16 protein-coding genes and 1 tRNA gene are annotated in these 17,998 nt (G+C 30.5%); 2 read left to right on the top strand and 15 right to left on the bottom strand.

The window, feature by feature from the left end; genetic code table 11:
- From B8978_RS14230 to B8978_RS14190, 9 genes are all read right to left on the bottom strand, one after another.
- Complete coding sequence (locus B8978_RS14230; RefSeq protein ID WP_084116712.1) at window positions 1-750, bottom strand: GntR family transcriptional regulator; 750 nt, start codon at window positions 748-750, stop codon at window positions 1-3.
- A gap of 33 nt (window positions 751-783) precedes the next feature.
- The gene (gene uxuA, locus B8978_RS14225) at window positions 784-1,854 is read right to left on the bottom strand and encodes a mannonate dehydratase (RefSeq protein ID WP_084116711.1); all 1,071 of its coding nucleotides are present in this window, start codon (window positions 1,852-1,854) and stop codon (window positions 784-786) included.
- 189 nt (window positions 1,855-2,043) lie between these two features.
- Window positions 2,044-2,119 (bottom strand) — tRNA-Thr (locus B8978_RS14220).
- Window positions 2,120-2,258: 139 nt separating this feature from the next.
- Window positions 2,259-4,238: a transketolase gene (gene tkt / locus B8978_RS14215; RefSeq protein ID WP_084116710.1), complete on the bottom strand. Its 1,980-nt coding sequence runs from the start codon at window positions 4,236-4,238 to the stop codon at window positions 2,259-2,261.
- Between the two features lie 8 nt (window positions 4,239-4,246).
- On the bottom strand, window positions 4,247-4,831 hold the full coding sequence (locus tag B8978_RS14210; RefSeq protein WP_084116709.1) for a D-sedoheptulose-7-phosphate isomerase: 585 nt from the start codon (window positions 4,829-4,831) through the stop codon (window positions 4,247-4,249).
- A gap of 56 nt (window positions 4,832-4,887) precedes the next feature.
- Window positions 4,888-5,532, bottom strand: coding sequence for a fructose-6-phosphate aldolase (gene fsa / locus B8978_RS14205; RefSeq protein WP_084116708.1), 645 nt, complete (start codon window positions 5,530-5,532; stop codon window positions 4,888-4,890).
- A gap of 76 nt (window positions 5,533-5,608) precedes the next feature.
- Entirely contained in the window at window positions 5,609-6,961 is a 1,353-nt protein-coding gene (locus B8978_RS14200; protein ID WP_207651891.1) for a PTS ascorbate transporter subunit IIC, read from the bottom strand.
- A gap of 58 nt (window positions 6,962-7,019) precedes the next feature.
- A complete protein-coding gene (locus B8978_RS14195) occupies window positions 7,020-7,298 on the bottom strand; it encodes a PTS sugar transporter subunit IIB (RefSeq protein WP_084116707.1) in 279 nt (92 codons plus the stop codon).
- Between the two features lies 1 nt (window position 7,299).
- Window positions 7,300-9,426, bottom strand: coding sequence for a BglG family transcription antiterminator (locus B8978_RS14190; RefSeq protein ID WP_084116706.1), 2,127 nt, complete (start codon window positions 9,424-9,426; stop codon window positions 7,300-7,302).
- Window positions 9,427-9,863: 437 nt separating this feature from the next.
- Here B8978_RS14190 and hsp18 point away from each other — a divergent pair, with 437 nt between their 5' ends.
- Window positions 9,864-10,304 (top strand): heat shock protein Hsp18, encoded by a 441-nt coding sequence (gene hsp18 / locus B8978_RS14185; RefSeq protein WP_084116705.1) that lies wholly within the window; start codon window positions 9,864-9,866, stop codon window positions 10,302-10,304.
- Window positions 10,305-10,412: 108 nt separating this feature from the next.
- Here hsp18 and B8978_RS14180 read toward each other — a convergent pair whose 3' ends face one another.
- From B8978_RS14180 to B8978_RS14155, 6 genes are all read right to left on the bottom strand, one after another.
- The gene (locus B8978_RS14180; protein ID WP_084116704.1) at window positions 10,413-11,744 is read right to left on the bottom strand and encodes a replicative DNA helicase; all 1,332 of its coding nucleotides are present in this window, start codon (window positions 11,742-11,744) and stop codon (window positions 10,413-10,415) included.
- Window positions 11,745-11,815: 71 nt separating this feature from the next.
- On the bottom strand, window positions 11,816-13,717 hold the full coding sequence (lonC, locus tag B8978_RS14175; RefSeq protein WP_084116703.1) for a Lon family ATP-dependent protease: 1,902 nt from the start codon (window positions 13,715-13,717) through the stop codon (window positions 11,816-11,818).
- Between the two features lie 14 nt (window positions 13,718-13,731).
- Window positions 13,732-14,175 carry a 50S ribosomal protein L9 gene (rplI, locus tag B8978_RS14170; RefSeq protein ID WP_084116702.1) on the bottom strand — a complete coding sequence of 148 codons (444 nt, stop codon included), beginning with the start codon at window positions 14,173-14,175 and terminating at the stop codon, window positions 13,732-13,734.
- Window positions 14,176-14,178: 3 nt separating this feature from the next.
- Window positions 14,179-16,200, bottom strand: a complete 2,022-nt coding sequence (locus B8978_RS14165; protein WP_084116701.1) for a DHH family phosphoesterase — start codon at window positions 16,198-16,200, stop codon at window positions 14,179-14,181.
- A gap of 10 nt (window positions 16,201-16,210) precedes the next feature.
- Complete coding sequence (locus B8978_RS14160) at window positions 16,211-17,188, bottom strand: DUF2232 domain-containing protein (RefSeq protein WP_084116700.1); 978 nt, start codon at window positions 17,186-17,188, stop codon at window positions 16,211-16,213.
- A 29-nt stretch (window positions 17,189-17,217) separates the two neighbouring features.
- On the bottom strand, window positions 17,218-17,535 hold the full coding sequence (locus B8978_RS14155) for a MazG-like family protein (RefSeq protein WP_084116699.1): 318 nt from the start codon (window positions 17,533-17,535) through the stop codon (window positions 17,218-17,220).
- A gap of 197 nt (window positions 17,536-17,732) precedes the next feature.
- Between B8978_RS14155 and B8978_RS19905 the strand changes: the two genes are divergently transcribed.
- A complete protein-coding gene (locus tag B8978_RS19905; RefSeq protein ID WP_176212706.1) occupies window positions 17,733-17,909 on the top strand; it encodes a hypothetical protein in 177 nt (58 codons plus the stop codon).
- The last annotated feature ends 89 nt before the right edge of the window (window positions 17,910-17,998 follow it).

Genomic DNA, 17,998 nt, shown 5'->3' with positions numbered 1-17,998 from the left:
CTATAAAGTAAGAAAAAAATCATTATTTAAAGAATCATATTCTTTTGATGTATCGTTGTTTATAAATAAATCCGGATATTTTTCACTAAATATAAATTGCTGAGAACCAATCTTATCCAAATGATTATCAAATAATTTTTCAATTTTACTTGCATCATTATTTTCAAAAGCATTAATCATTTCGCAATGTTCACTTAAAACTGTTTTAGCAATTTCAATATCACTATTTATCAATAAACGCATACGTCTATAATGAGTTGAAACTTTAAAAATAATATTGGCGCAAAATGAATTGCCTGTTGCCTCATAAAATACATTGTGAAATTCATCATCTAAATCTAGAAAACTTCTAATATCTTTATTTTTTATACTCATTTTTTGATTTTCAACAGAAGTTTTAAGACAATTAATAAATTGTTCTTTGGGATTGTCAGCAAAAAGTTTAATTACATTCTTCTCCACACACATTCTTAAAAATCGTTCTTTCTTAACACGATAAATATCAATTTTAGAAATCATTGTGCCACTTTGAGGCAGCAGTTCAACAAGTCCTTCTTCTTGCAAACGTAAAAGAGCATCTCTCATAGGTGAACGATTAATTTGATAATGTTCACATAAATTTTTAATACTAACAATGTTACCTGGTCTTAATCTTAATTCAATAATATCTTTTCTTAGAGAAGAATAAGCTATATCATCATTTACCGAAGTTATTTTTTTTGCTTGATTACTTTGTTTGTTTATATCCATAGTTTATTTGTTTTCTCCCTTTAAATATAATATTTATTTAGTAGACATTTTCTCTATACTTTCCCATAAACCATTTAAATAAGTAGCTCCAAGAGCACGGTCATATAATCCATAACCAGGCATAGACTTTTCACCCCAAATTGCACGTCCATGATCTGGCCTCATTGGTCCATCAAATCCAATATCATAAAGTGCTTTTAAAATTGCAAACATATCTAGTGATCCATCGCTTGAAAGATGTGCTGCTTCCTGAAAATCACCAGCTCCATTATATTTTAGATTACGTACATGAGCAAAGTGTATTCTACCTTTACTTGAACGAATAATATCTGGAAGATCATTTTCAGGATTTGAACCAAGTGATCCAGAACAGAATGTTAATCCATTTAATGGGCTATCAACAAGCTTAAAAATTTTCAATATATTTTCTTTTCCTGTTACAATACGTGGAAGTCCAAAAACTGGCCATGCAGGATCATCAGGGTGAATTGCCATTTTAATATTATATTTTTCACATGTAGGCATAATAGCTTCAAGAAAATATTTAAGGTTGGCAAAAAGCTTTTTCTCATCAACATTTTTATAAAGACTGAATAATTCTTTAATGTGACTCATACGTTCAGGTTCCCAACCTGGCAATATAAATCCATTAGATTTTTTATCAATAGTAGCAAATATTTCATTAGGTTTTATCTTTGAAATTACCTTATCGTCATATGCAAGAACAGTAGAACCATCTGGCCTTACCTTAGCTAAATCTGAACGTGTCCAGTCAAATATAGGCATAAAATTATAGCATACTAAATGTATATCTTCCTGTCCTAAATGTTCAAGGGTTTCATTATAGTTTTTGATATACTTATCACGATCCGAAGATCCTATCTTTATAGAATCATGTATGTTAACGCTTTCAATTCCTTCAATAGTAAGCCCTGAATCTTCTACTTCGTTCTTTAACTTATGAATTTCTTCTCTAGACCAAGCTTCCCCTGGCTGCTTATTATACAGTGTTGTTATAACACCTTTTACACCTGGCACCTGACGAATTTGTTTTAATGTAACAGAATCATACCCTGTTCCAAACCATCTCATTGTCATATTCATCGTTTATCATCCTCTCGTAATATACTAATATATTAGTATATTACCACTTATTACATGCACACGTCAACAATTTTTCTTTAATAAGCACAATAGAAACTTAATATAAAAGAAATTTATATTATAATTAAGCAAAATAAAAAAGCTGATGAAAATCATCAACCTTTTGTAATGCGCCATTTGTATATGTTTTGGTGCTCCCGAAGTGATTTGAACACTCGACCTACTGATTACGAATCAGTTGCACTACCAGCTGTGCTACGGAAGCATAGACATATTTAATTTACTAATACATTATACTACAAATTCACTTTTAAGTGAACCTTTCACTTTTTTGCCGCTTCTTAATTTATATTTTCTAAAATAATGGAGACTTAAAACTCCATAAAGCTTTAAGTCTCCAACTTTTATTTGCACATTTTTTTTGCGGCATTCACTATATTGTCCACTGTAAATCCAAACTTTTTAAACAAAATATTGGCTGGTGCAGACGCTCCAAAATGATCTATACTTATTACTTTGCCATCTAGTCCAACATATTTATGCCATCCAAAGGATGCTCCCGCTTCTACGGCAATTCTTTTCCTCACCGAATTCGGCATTACTTTTTCTTTATATTCATCTTCTTGTTTATCAAATATTTCAAAGGACGGAATATTAATAACCCTTGCACTAATTCCAAAGTTTTTTAGTTCATCCGCTGCTTTATATACAAGTTCTACTTCAGAGCCTGATGCCATTAACAGCAAATCAGGTTCACTTTTATCACAATCTTTTAATATATATGCTCCTTTATTTAACTGCGTGCCTGTGCCTTTGTACAAAGGTACAGTTTGTCTTGTAAGAATCAATGCTGTTGGTCCATCTATTCTACTAAGTGCATAATTCCAGGCCTCCTCCGTTTCTTTTGCATCAACAGGTCTTATAACTGTTAGGTTTGGAATACTCCTAAGTGAAGCTAGCTGCTCAACAGGTTCATGAGTTGGTCCATCTTCGCCAACACCTATACTGTCATGTGTTAAAACATAAATCACAGGTAGACCCATAAGTGCCGACATTCTCATAGCACCCTTCATATAATCACTAAAAACAAAGAATGTAGATACAAATATTTTAAGCCCACCATGAACACTAATTCCATTTGCAATAGCAGCCATAGCATGCTCTCTTACGCCAAAGTGGAGATTCCTACCACTGTACTCCTCTTTGGAAAAATCACCTTCGCCTTCCATATATGTTTTGTTTGAAGGTGATAAATCGGCAGAGCCACCTATCATGTTAGGTATAAGCTTTGCGAATTTATTAATTGCAATGTAGGAGGCTTGTCTTGTTGCCATTGATTTTTCAAATTCTTTTAGTTTGTCCTCATCTATTAACTGCTTTGAAATTTTATTATTCATCCACGTATCAAATTCCTCTGAAAGCTCAGGATAATCTCTATCATAACCACTTTTCAGTGCATTCCAATGGTTTTCTTCTTCTTGTAAGCTACTTTGAATTTTTTTTATGTGTTCAGTTACTTCATTAGGAACATAAAACGTTTCTTCATAATCCCAATGGAGATTTTTCTTAGCATTTTTTATTCCTTCTTTTCCAAGTGGTGCTCCATGCACCTCTGAGGTTCCTGCATTTGAAGCTCCATATCCTATAATTGTTTTAATTTTTATAAGACTTGGTTTATCCTTCTCTAATTTTGCCTTTATTATAGCCTTGTTGATTTGTTCAACATCATTTCCATCTTCAACTTCAATGGTCTGCCAGCCATAAGCTTTAAATCTCTCTGTAACATTTTCTCTAAATGCTATATCTGTACTTCCTTCTATTGATATATTATTTGAGTCGTAGAGTACAATTAATTTCCCAAGTCCAAGAGTTCCTGCAAGAGAGGCAGCTTCACTTGAAATTCCCTCCATCATACATCCATCTCCTGCTAAAACATAGGTATAATGGTTTACAATATCATACTTTGGTCTATTAAATTTTTCTGAGAGATAAGCTTCTGAAATTGCCATTCCAACTCCATTTGCAATACCTTGTCCAAGAGGTCCTGTGCTTACTTCAACTCCTTCAGTAACTCCATACTCAGGATGTCCTGGTGTTTTACTTTTCCACTGTCTATAATTTTTTATATCCTCTATAGACAAATTATATCCAAAAACATTTAACATTGAATATAAAAGCATTGAAGCATGACCCGAAGATAAAATGAATCTGTCTCTATCTATCCAATTCGGATTATTAGGGTTATGTTTTAAATTCTTTGCCCACAATGTATATGCAGTTGGTGCTGCCCCCATTGGAGTGCCGGGGTGTCCAGAGTTAGCTATTTCTACACCTTCTATGGATAATATTCTAATGGTGTTTATTGATAATTCATCTATATTCATTTTCTTCTTCACATCCTAACCAATTCATTTTTTACATCATCTTTATGCTCATAGACATAGACTATTATGTGTTCAATCATTAAGTGTATGTCTTCAATTTGCTCTATTGTATTACTTTCTATATTTATATTAAAATCAGAAATTTTCTTAAGTTTTCCTCCATCATTGCCAGTCATGCTTATTAAAATACCATTTCTAGCTTTCACATAGTCAGCTGCATGAAGTACATTTTTAGAATTTCCACTTGCAGATAATGCTATTACAACATCATTATCTTCCATGAGATTCTTAAGCCTTTCTTCAAAAATTGTCTCATATCCTAAATCATTTCCATATGCAGTTATAGTTGCCAGATTGTCACATAGTGAAATTATTTTAAATCTTTTTTCATTACCATGTATGGCATTTTTTCCAAAGTCACAAACAAAGTGGTTTGCGGTAGTTGCACTTCCACCATTACCTAAAATAAAAATATTTTTCCCTTCAATTCTTGCCTTTTCAAGTATATTTATCATGTCTTCAATTTTTTTGTAGTTAAAATTATTAATAAGTCTTCCTATATGGTCAAAATAATTATTTATAATCTCCTTCATAATTATTTTCACTCCTTTAAGATAGAATTCACCACTTAATATGCGCTCAAACTTCCTTATTTTATAGATTTATTATAATCCTCCATAAACTTTTCCATTCCACTATCTGTTAATGGATGCTTAGTCATTTGTATTATTAACTTATATGGTATTGTTGCTATGTTTGACCCAAGTTTTGCTACTTGTAATACTTGCATAGGGTTTCTTATACTTGCTGCAATAATTTCTGTTTTAATATCATATATTTTAAATATTTCAGCAATATCAGCTACAATTTCAATTCCACCATTACCTATGTCATCTAATCTTCCTACAAAAGGACTTACATAGCTTGCTCCTGCTTTAGCTGCAAGCAGTGCCTGTTGCGCTGAAAAAATTAAAGTTACATTTGTTTTTATTCCATTTTTATTAAGTTCTGATACTGCTTTTAACCCTTCTAAGCACATTGGTATCTTAACTACTATATTTTTATTTATTTTTGAAAGTTCTTTTCCTTCTTTAATCATATCTTCTGAATTTGTGCTTATAACTTCTCCACTTATAGGTCCATCTACTATTTTACATATTTCATTAATTACTTCTTTGACATCTCTTCCTTCTTTAGCTATAAGTGATGGATTTGTAGTAACGCCATCAATAACTCCTAGTTCTGCAGCCTTTCTAATTTCTTCTACATTTGCTGTATCAATAAATATTTTCATATAAATTTCTCCTTTTTAATAATTTTTTTGTAAATATAAATGACCAAGATAGCTTGGCCATTTATATTAATTTAATCTATTCGCTAACTTGTTTTGAATTTTTTGATTTTGATTTTATAGTAAGTGCGGCAAATACTATTGCAATTATTACTATTAATGCATAAATACCACCCTTAGAAAATGCTTTTCCTATATTTCCAACTACTATACCAGTAAATGCAAAGTCTGCATCACCAAAGGTTGAGTTTGCATATCCTAAACTTGCAAGTAATGGGAGCAAAAATGCTGGTATTGTGTTTAAAATTAATCCATTTACAAAACATCCTATTATTGTTCCTCTTAATCCTCCTTGGGCATTAGCAAGAACACCTGCTGCTGCTCCAACAAAGAAAGCTGGGATTAGTCCTGGAATTAATACTGGTAGTCCAACAAATGGTAGTATTATGAAAGATACCACAGCGCCTACTAAAGATGCTAAGAAACCTATGATTACAGCATTTGGTGCGAATGGGAATATTACAGGGCAATCTAGTGCTGGTACTGCATTTGGCACTATCTTTTCTGAAATACCTTTGAATGCTGGAACTATTTCAGCAAGCATCATTCTAACACCTTGAAGAACCATTACAAATCCTGCTGTAAATCTAAATGCTGACATAATAGCGAATACAGTAACATCTGTTCCACCTGAAAGTTTTAATGCAACGGCAGAACTAGCTAAATGTAATGTAATAACAAATATTAAGATCATGACAACAGCTGTAGATATTACATTGTCCTTAAAGAAACTTAAGCCTTCTGGAACATTTATATCTTCTGTAGAATGTTCTTTATTGCCTACTAACTTTGAAACTGAAGCTGCAATAACATAAGTTAACCCATTAAAATGACCCATTGCAACAGTATCGCTACCTGTTACCTTCCTATAGAATGGCTGAACAACAGCTGGAGTTATAACCATTGTGGCTCCTAAAAGTAATGATCCTACAACTATAAGTTCAGTTCCATTAAACCCTAAAACAGATAATATTGCCGCAAGTAAACCTGCCATAAATAACATATGATGCCCTGTCAAAAATACATACTTTAATGACGTAAATCTAGCAATTAAAATATTTACAATAAATCCTAGTGCCATGATTAAAGCCATTTGCGTACCAAAATTTTTCTGAACTAATGCTATGACTGCTTCATTAGTTGGTACAACCCCTTGTAGGTGAAATGCACTTTCAAATGCAGGTCCCAACACATTAAGACTATCAGAAATTGCACCTGATGCTAGTTGAAATATTACAAAACCAATAATAGTTTTAAATGTTCCAGTAACAATCTTAGATAGTGGTTTCTTTAATGCAATTAAACCTATCAATGCCATAATTCCTACAACAATTGCAGGTTGATCAATGAAACTTAAAAAGAAGTTCATCATTTTTCTTTCCCCCTCGTTTTTTATTAATGTAATACTTTACATTCGCTTTAAATTTTTATTATTTTTTTAAATTTTTAATTGCTTCTAAAACAATTTCTTCTATAGCCTTTTTATCAATAACGTTATGAATATAAACAGTGTTAAATCCTTTATCTTCAATTTGAGACTTTAATTCATAAGTTGTTATAACTAAATCAGCCTGTTTGCCACTTACAGATCCTAAATCACAAGCTTCAACATCAGCTTCCATTCCATTTTTCTTTAATATGTCATCAACATTCATTTTAAGAATTAAACTTGATCCCATTCCCATTCCACATACAGTCATAATATTCATTTTACATCTCTCCTTTATTTTTAATATAATTTGTTATATCACTAGCATTATTTGAATTTAGAGCAGTGCTTATAAACTCTTTATCCCCTAAAAATGTAACTAATTCAGATAACGCTTTTAAATGGCTTGAATGATCTACTGCACATAAGCATACTACCATTCTGACTGGATCATTATCCTTATTGCCAAAGTTGATTGGCTTATTTAAGGTTATTAAACTCATCCCTATTTTTTTAACACTTTCATCTGGTCTTGCATGTGGCATTGCAATTCCAGGAGCAATTACTATATATGGTCCCAATGTCTTAACACTATTAATCATATTTTCTATATATTTTTCTTCTATTACATCATTGTTTTTTAAAATTTCTCCTCCAGCTCTTACTGCTTGCTCCCAGTTTTCTGCCTCTACATTTAATTTTATAAAATCATTTGTTAATACCTCATCTAACATTGGTTCAAACACCCCTCTCTTAAAGTCATTAGCTATTGAAAGATACATAGCTAAATCTTCTGCTAATTTTTTACTATTTAAAATGGTACAATTTTCATTTATTATATCCATTACCTTATCTAGCGAAACTTTATGCTTATTTATATGTCCATTATTGTATTGTCTTAAAACCTTGCTTATATCATTTATGTTTTTCTCTGTTAAAAATGGATTTACTTCGATACATGGAATATTATTTGTATCCGATTTAATTGGTACTGTGGTTATTATTAAATCTACTTCTTTATTATTAAGTACCTCATCTAAATTATAATAAGATGCTGTATTTATTATATTTATATTGAAAAGCGACTGTATCCTTGATGATACAAGCTTTGCTGTTCCTATTCCTGTTGCACAGACTATAACAACGTTTACAATTGGTTTGTCACTTTCTTTACTTCTTTCAATTGCTGCTCCAAAATGTAAAGTTAAATATCCTATCTCTTCTTCACTTAATTTATTCCCAGCATACTCTTCTATTCCATTAGCGCACTGTTTTATAGCGTAAAATACTTTTTCATAAGATTTTTTTATTTCTTTTAACAGTGGATTTTTTAATGTAAGGTCATGTTTTAATCTATATATTGTAGGCCTTATGTGTTGCAAAAGCCCATCAAAAAGCTGTTTATCTCCAAGTAAATCAATATTAAGGCTTGAACCAACTCTATTAATTAGATTGTCAGTTATAAATTCAATTGCTCCCCAATCTGCATCGTTATTTTTTGATGTAGCAACATTACTTCCTAATAAATGAATTGTCATATAACCAATTTCATCAATTGGTATAATAACCTTGAATCTATTTTCTAGTATTTTTGCAATACTTGATGCAACTACAAATTCTTTTGTAATTTCAAGAGCTTTAAGTTCATCTTCTTCCATTACAATATCTTTTTCTTCTCTTATCCTTTTTATTGCAATAGCTATGTGTATAACTAATCCTGAATATGCCTCATCTGTAAACTTTGTTTCTAATTGTTTTTCTGCAATATGCAAGCAATTTTCTATATAAGGAATATCAATGTCTTTAAAAAATTCTTTTTTGTACTTATCTAAACCAAATTCTGATTTTGAAACTTTCGGATATTTAATTAGATTAAGTGCCTTGTATACATCCACATTACTTGTAAGTAACTCTAATGCTGCTTTTCTTAAATGCCTTTCCTCCCCAATAATTTTTACACCATGTCGTTTACATGATTCAAGTTCTAAATCTCTGCTTAAAAGCCATTCCCTTACCTTATCCATATCCTTTATAATTGTACTTCTACTAACAAGTAAGATTTCTGATAACTTCTCCATTGTTATATACTCTCTAGTTTCCAATAATTCAGAAAGAATTATTGTAATTCTTTCATCCTGAGATAATATATATTGATCTAAATCGATTTCACCAAGTAAATCTAGAACCTTACCTTTCTCTACTGAATCACACTTATAATTTATACCTTCATTTGGTTTCCTGATTAATTGTGGCAAATTGCTACTTTTTAAAAAATCATCTACCTTATCAAGATCATACCTAATGGTTCTATTACTTACCCCAAATTCCCTTGATAATTGTGAAATATTCATATATCCTTCAACGTTCATAATCTCATATAATAACTTTGAACAACGTTTATTCAGCATAGCTATACCATCTTTCTAACTTTAATATTACATGTATTTATTTTGCTTACAATTTTATTATAAGCTATTTATACGTATACACAAGATTATACTTTTGCACTGCAATGTGGCAAAAAAATAAAAAATATCTATATTTAAACTTTACAACTATCTTTTATCCTAATTATTTGAAAAACTATCTAATACATCAAATATCTTTTTCATATTATTTTTTCCAACAAATTCATGAAAATTTAATCAAAATTTATTAAATAATTTTATTAAAATAGTTTATATTAATATATATATCTATTGCTCCTATTATCTTTAAAAATCGTAGCATTTAAACTTTGACTTTCTTTGACCTTAGCTGTATTATATAACTGTAATCAAGGAAAGCACTTGAAACGCTTCCCTTAATAAAAACAATTATATAAATATTGAGGAGGTTGTTGTTTATGTTTGATATGATTCCATTTAGAAGAAATAATGGTATGGTTAAAAAGGGTTCTGGTTTTGATGATTTCTTTAACACATTTTTAGGAGATGATTTTTTCTCACCAATATTGGCGAATAGCGGTAGTTTTAAAGTAGACCTTAAGGAAGATGAAAACAATTATACTATAGTTGCAGATTTACCTGGTATTAAGAAGGAGGATATTTCACTAGAATATGAAAATAATTATTTAGTTGTTTCTGCAAAACGTGATGATACAGTTGAAGATAAAAATGATAATTATGTAAGACGTGAAAGAACATATGGAGAATTTAAAAGAAGTTTTTATATAGATAATGTAGATGAAAATTCTGTTGATGCTTCCTTTTCTGATGGAGTGCTTAGGGTAACACTTCCGAAAAAAGATAAAGGAATTCAAAAAAAGAGAATAGACATACATTAAAAATAAATAGTCCACAGCTGTGGACTATTTATTTTTATGCAGAACTTTTTATTTATCCACATGTTAATTGTTTTCATAATAAAAAGTTATCAACATCGTGCATAACTTTTATTCCTCTCTGTGTATAACATCAAGTCTTCCAAATTTACTGAATTGTCCAAGCCAAGCAAGCTTAACTGTTCCTGTTGGACCATTTCTCTGTTTTGCAATAATACATTCTGCTACATTTTTATCTTCTGTTTCCTTGTCATAATATTCATCTCTATATAAAAACATAACAATGTCAGCATCCTGTTCTATTGAACCTGATTCTCTAAGGTCAGAAAGCATTGGCCTATGATCTGTTCTCTGTTCAGGAGCACGAGATAGCTGAGACAATGCTATTACTGGACACTGCATTTCTTTTGCAAGTGCTTTTATAGATCTTGATATTTCTGAAACCTCTTGTTGTCTACTCTCTCCAGAACCCGACATAAGCTGAAGATAGTCAATTACAATCATGTCAATTCCATGCTCTATCTTAATTCTTCTGCATTTAGAACGCATCTCCATTACGGATATTCCTGCAGTATCATCAATATAAATTTTAGCTTCTGCAAGTGGTCCTGATGCTTTTGCTATGTTATCCCAGTCACTATCTTCAAGGTTTCCGGTTCTAAGCTTTAGCATATCCACATTTGCTTCTGAACATAGAAGTTTATATGCCAGTTGCTCTTTTGACATTTCTAATGAAAATACAACTATACTTTTTGCTGCTCTTAATGCAGCATATTCAGCTAGGTTTAAAGCAAAAGTTGTTTTTCCCATAGATGGTCTAGCTGCAATTAGAACCATATCTCCTTTTTGAAAACCTGAAGTTTTTGCATCAAGTTCAGGGAATCCAGATGGAACTCCTGTAACTTCTCCTTTATTGTTATATAATCTCTCAATTTCAGAAAATCCTCTTTCAAGAACTGTACTAAGAGCTTCAAAATCACTAGTTGATTTATTTTGTGCTATGTTAAATATCTTTTTTTCAGCACTATCCAAAACCTTTGGCACATTATCCTGTTGATTGTAACTTTCATCAATGATTTCATTGGAGGATTTAATTAGCCTTCTAAGCACTGCTTTATTCTTTACAATTTCAATGTATGAATGTAAATTTGCAGTGGATGGCACAGAATTACATAATTCAGAAATATATGTTATTCCACCTGAACCTTCTAGCTTTTCGGTAGACCTCAAATGCTCAATTAACGTTATCATATCTACAGGTATATCCTTTTGGAAAAGCTGCATTATAGCACTATATATAATTTTATGATTTTCCCTATAAAAGTCATCACTTCTTAAAACTTCTGTTGCCGCAGCTATTGAATTTTTATCAAGAATCATTGATCCAATGACTGATTGTTCTGCTTCTATGTTTTGTGGTAAACTCCTAAGAGGTGCATCCATTTATCATCTCTCCTATGTGTTTTAGACATCTTTATAAAACCAAACTGCTTTTTATAAAGATGCCCTAAATGTTATTTTTTTAGTACTATATCCATGAGTTCTTCTATTGTATCAACAGCTTTAACTTCTATATCCTTTAAGCCTTTTGGTACTTCTTTATAGTTCTCTTTAGGTACTGTAACAAGCTTTATTTGTTTTCTCCTTGCTCCATATACCTTTTCAAATATTCCTCCAACTGGTTTTATCTTACCTCTTAAAGATATTTCTCCAGTGATTGCTACATCTTGCTTTATTGGTCTTTTTAAAAGGGCACTTATTATGCATATTGTAATAGCAGCTCCAGCTGATGGTCCATCTATCTTTCCACCACCAACAAAGTTTACATGTATATCATAATCTTTAATGTCCTTATCTGTAATTTTTCTTATGACAGAACCTGCATTAAACACCGAATCCTTTGCCATACTTCCGGCTGTATCATTAAATCTTATTGTTCCATGAGCTTTTTCCTTTGATTCAAAAACTGAAGTTTCTATTTCTATAGTTGAACCAAGAAAGCCACTAACCCCAAGTCCATATACATGACCTATTTCATAATTATTTTCTTTATCAATAGTTTCATAAGGAATTAATCTGCTTATCCCTATTACTTCTTCTAAGTCTTCAAGTGTTATAGTTACCTCATCCTTAGGATTTAGTCCCTTGCTGTAAAGCACAAGACCATACACATCTGATAATATATTTATTGCTCTTCGACCTTCAATAGTGTATCTACTTATACCTTCAGCTACTCCATCCTCAAGTTTTGCATTTAACTTCTTACCTGCATTTTCAACTATAATTTGTATATCCCTGGCGGAAAGTGGTTCAAAATAAACCTCCGTACACCTTGATCTAAGTGCAGGATTTATTTCTGAAGGCTGTCTTGTCGTTGCTCCAATTAAAATAAAGTCTGCTGGGGCACCTTTTTCAAAAAGATATTTTATATATTTAGGTACATTTTCATCATCTGGATCATAATAAGATGATGAAAATTCTACCCTTTTATCCTCTAATACCTTTAATAACTTATTTTGAAGTATATTATCAAGCTCTCCAATTTCATCTATAAAAAGTACTCCACCATGTGCTTCTGTAACAAGACCTGTTTTGGGTTCTGGTACACCTATTTCAGCTAGTTCCCTTTTACTTCCTTGATAAATAGGGTCGTGAACAGATCCTAGAAGCGGATTTGTTATTTCTCTTGGATCCCATCTTAAGGTTGTTCCATCGACCTCAACAAACTTAGAATTTTCACTAAACGCTGTATATTTGAGTTTTTTTGATTCGTTTAATGCAATTCTTGCAGCAGTTGTTTTTCCCACTCCTGGCGGTCCATATAAAATAATATGCTGAGGATATGGCGATGCAATTTTTGATAATATTGCTTTAATTGCTCTCTCTTGTCCTATTATTTCTGAAAAGCTTTCTGGTCTCAAAATGGACTGAATACTTTTTGTAAGTTTTTTTGAATCAAGCTCTTCTAATTGTTCTAATCTTTTTAATGTCTTAGCATTTTCTGTTCCATTTTTCTTTTTAATTATACCGAGTTTTACCTCTTCAATATATTTATCTTGCTTTTCGATTAAAGCCTGCTCAACTTCATTTTGAAGTTTGTTTTCAACATATTTTCTAGCTATATATTCTACCAAAAATTTGTTTGTACTTTCAATAACTTCTTCAGCGTTTTCTTCTGTTGGTACAACACTAATTCCTGTATTAGTACATATAATTTTATTTAGAGCATATAATTTCTTATATACATCATCACTTTTCATATATTTTTGAAGTTTATATTTTACAACTCTTGATTTAATAAGCCCTGGGTCAAATACGTTTTTTAAAGTGTTTAATAATATATCAACCTTAACATCTAAAGGTACCAATTTCCCACTATCATTTCCTTTTTCATCTGATTCAAATTGTAGTTTCAAGATTTTTCTCCTCTCTATTGCTCCACAACAAAAACATTTATCTTTGTTGTCACTTCAGGATAAATTTTAAGTTCGATTTCATAATTACCTAATTGTCTAATAGACTCTGTTATTATCTTTTTCTTATCTATGTCAATTTTAAACTGTTTCTTTATTTCAGCGGATATATCCTTACTAGTTATTGCTCCAAATAATCTTCCGCCTTCTCCTGCTTTAGCTGCTAATTTTAGTTCTTTTCCTTTAAGTCCATCAGCTATTTTTTGTGCTGCTTCAGTTTCTTCTAATTTCTTTCTCCTTACAGCCTCATTTTTCTGATTTAATATATGCAAATTTGAATCATTTGCTTCTTCAGCATATTTTCTAGGAAATAAAAAGTTTCTTGCATAACCATCCGATGCATTTATAACCTCTCCTTTTTTTCCTACGCCTTTTATATCCTTTAAAAGTATAACCTTCATAATTTATTCCCCTTCCTTTACGTACTTTCTAATTGAATTTTTTAATTCTATAATTACATCTTTAATTTCAGAACCTTCTCCTCGGCCTTTATCATCAGATGAAATTTCAACTTTAGCGCCTGCCATAGTCATATGTCCACCGCCACCTAGAGATTCAAGTATAAGTTGCACATTTATGTCTCCAAAAGATCTCCCACTTATTAAAATTTCATTGTTTATCTTAACAAGTACAAAAGATGCCTTAATTCCTGTAATATTTAGAAGTTCATCCGCAGCCTGCGCTGCAAGTATGTTATCTTGTATGCCACTAGGGCAAATAGCTATTGCTATATTTTCATCAGTTATTTCAGCAGATCTTATAATATCAGCTTTTTTAATATAACTGTTTAAATCACTTGAAAACAATTTTTTCACATCAATTGTATCTGCTCCATGTTTTCTAAGATATGCTGCTGCTTCAAAAGTTCTAACTCCTGTTTTAAAATAGAAGTTTTTTGTATCAACGCATATTCCTGCTAGAAGAGCCTCAGCCTCAATTGGTTTCATTTTATATTTATCATTCATATATTGTACTATTTCTGTAACTAGTTCTGCTGTAGACGAAGCATATGGTTCAATATAGCTAAGTATCGCATCTTCAATGGAACTAGCAGACTTTCTATGATGATCTATAACAACAACTCTCTTAAACTTACTAAAAAGCTCTGGACTTTGAACATAACTTTTACTATTTACATCCACTAAAATGAGGAGACTATTTTCATCTATAATCTGAAAACTTTCTTTAATTGTCTTAAATCTATTATCGTAATCCGGGTCTTTGTTAAATTTATCAACAATATATTTTACGTTATTGCTTAACTTATCTGCTAATACATAACTTTTATCATTAAACATACTAATTGCGCTATATATTCCAATTCCAGAGCCGATGCAATCTATATCCGGATTATTATGCCCCATTATAATTATATTGCTGCTTTCCTTTGCAAGATCAACTAATGATTGGCCAATTACTCTTGCCCTAACCTTTGTTCTCTTTTCAACTTCTTTTGTTTTGCCACCATAAAATAAAAGTTTATCTCTTTTTTTTACAACAGCCTGATCTCCACCTCTTCCAAGTGCTAACTCTTTAGCAGAAACAGCAAAATTATAATTTTCAATAGGTGTTTCCCCTCCTCTTCCTATTCCAATACTGAGGGTGATAGCTAGCTTATTCCCTACATTTATTTCTCTCATTATATCCAAAATATCAAATTTCTTTTCTATTTCTTTTCTCAAATTTTTATTTTGAATTACTAAAACATATTTACCAGATGAATACTTTTTAAACATTGCGTTTATGCTCTGAGCATAACTATTAATATTTCTTTCAATCTCAGCAATTAGCAAAGGCTTTTTATCCTCTGGTGTACTCTTTACCACTTCATCTAAATTATCAACCTCAATAAGTATAACTGATTCCTTTATATTTTCAATTTCATTCAAAAGTTCATATTTATCACTTACCTCATAAAAATATAGGAGAATTATATTATCCTTGCCATTTATACTATCTGTAGTATTAACAATACTTACATGTATATCAAAAAATTTATCCTTTATCTTTACATATCTATAACTTTTTTTATTGCCTTCCAGTATATCCTTAACACTTATTTTATTTATTACATCTTTAATATTTCTTTCAAGTATGTTTGTATCATTAGCTATCATTGAAAGATTTTGATTATACCAAAGTATTTTTCCTTTATCACTTATTATAATAAGTGGAAATGGAAGTTTTACTAAAGTATTTTTTGTAGCAGAATCAAGCTTAGATGAAAAATCCTCTATAAACTTTTTCCACTCGTTTTTTCTGATTTTGTTGTTTTTTATATTGTATACTATTAGTACTAAGAAAAACAATAAAAATATACCACCAATTACTATATGTCCGTAGAATAAAATAACAGCTATTAATATACCGATTATTATCATATATACTAAATTACCCTGAGAAAAAAAATCATATTTATTTTCCATTTTTATTCACCTAATCTTTTCTAATTCTATTAGAGTCAAGTTTTCTAAAATCAAAAATGCTATCTATCACTCCAATTAGTACAAACCAACTATTTAAAATCATCATTAATATCAATATTACAAATACAATTAAAGATTTAGGTAACTTAGATCTGTTTCTTAAAAAATATGACATGTAGGCTATGGCATCCAAATATAGAAGTATAGTGAACAGTAAAATTCCAGTAGTATATATATATTCTCCTATTATCATGTTTTTATTTTGAAATAAAAGGCCAATACAAATAAAAACTATAAGAAAAGCAAGTATTAAATTTGGTACAAAAAAATATGTGAAATTTCTTCTTTTCTCCATAGATATATTTAACTTTTTAAATATTATCTCCGTTACTTTATAGCTTATCATCCCATAAAAAAGTGATCCTGTTACCATAGCTGTTGGCATCATTTCGAAAATCTTAGTGCTGGTTACTTTAAAACCATCAACTTGATTTACAATGTCTTTACTTATACCAGAATTTAAATATATTGTTTTTGTAAGATCTAAAGATTGATTAAATTCCTTTACAATATAAGCTACAGCACCAATAAATCCATTTGAATAAATAAAAAGTGGTAAAATAAAAAATGTTATAGCCGTAACTATTAAAAATCCTATACTTGTAAAAATAATAGTGTTTGCAGGTTTCTTTTTATTTTTTATACAATATCCTAATGGTATTCCTACAAAAGGCATTACTGGACCAATTGTTATTATTTGAACTAAGTTTGTTAACATAAAGCCTAATATCAACGCAATTATTAGAGCTGTTACTGAATATTTTGCTCCATTTCTAACATAAATTAATGCCACCACCGTTGGCAATATTACATATGCTAATAAACTTAATGTTGGAATGTATGAAGTAAGAAGCATAATGACTAGTAAAACTGCCGCCATTATCCCAGATTCCGTTATAGCTCTCGTATTGTTTGTTTTATTTTGCATGTTTTCCTCCTACTTATTATGCCGTGAACCTAATTTCTTTCTTTTAAATGATTATACAATTTGCTTAGATCTTTTCCATCCTTTTCAATGTCATCTTCTTCAATTATACCCAACTTTAATTTTTTTTTCATTTCATCATCAATTTCTAGATGTGAATATCCAATTCTTCCACCAAGTACATACAATAATATTATTGCCCCGGAAATACATTCAAGTATTGAATTTTGAGCAACATTACTTCCTTTAGCAAAAAGTTTATATAAATCACCTATAATACAAATTATATTTGCCTTCAACTCTTCAATAATTTTAATATTTGACATTATCTTAAAATCTTCATGTTTCATCCTATCCCTCTTCCCCTTAAACCCTTTATATCTATTTTAGTTATTTTTCTTAGTTTATGCAACTATGACCTATATTTAAAATTATTATATAAATTTTATTCGTAGTTGTGATAAATTGCGAAGTAAGGACTAAAGAATTTCATCATAGCTAAAGCTAGATGAAAAGATTAAAGAAAGCCTTCGGCTAGATAGAAGAATTGACGAGGCTAAAGCCGTCAAAGGTGAGAGAAGTTATTTACGCAACAGGTAAAGGAAATTTTTCTTCCTACGTCAGAAAAATAATGAATTTAAATTTATATACTAAGATAACTCTACAATATGTTTTAATCGTAGGTTTTGCTTTTAGGCGTAGCCTTTTGTATTCATATTATTAAGTTAATATGTTATAAACACTACGACCTTCGGTCAAAAAAATGAAGTACAAAATACTTTAGATTTATAAATTTAAGTTCAAAGATTTTTC

Source organism: Clostridium acidisoli DSM 12555 (assembly GCF_900176305.1).
GTDB classification, from domain to species: Bacteria; Bacillota; Clostridia; order Clostridiales; family Clostridiaceae; genus Clostridium_I; species Clostridium_I acidisoli.
The sequence above is the reverse complement of the archived record's forward strand: the minus strand, read 5'-3'. Positions and strand labels throughout refer to the sequence as shown.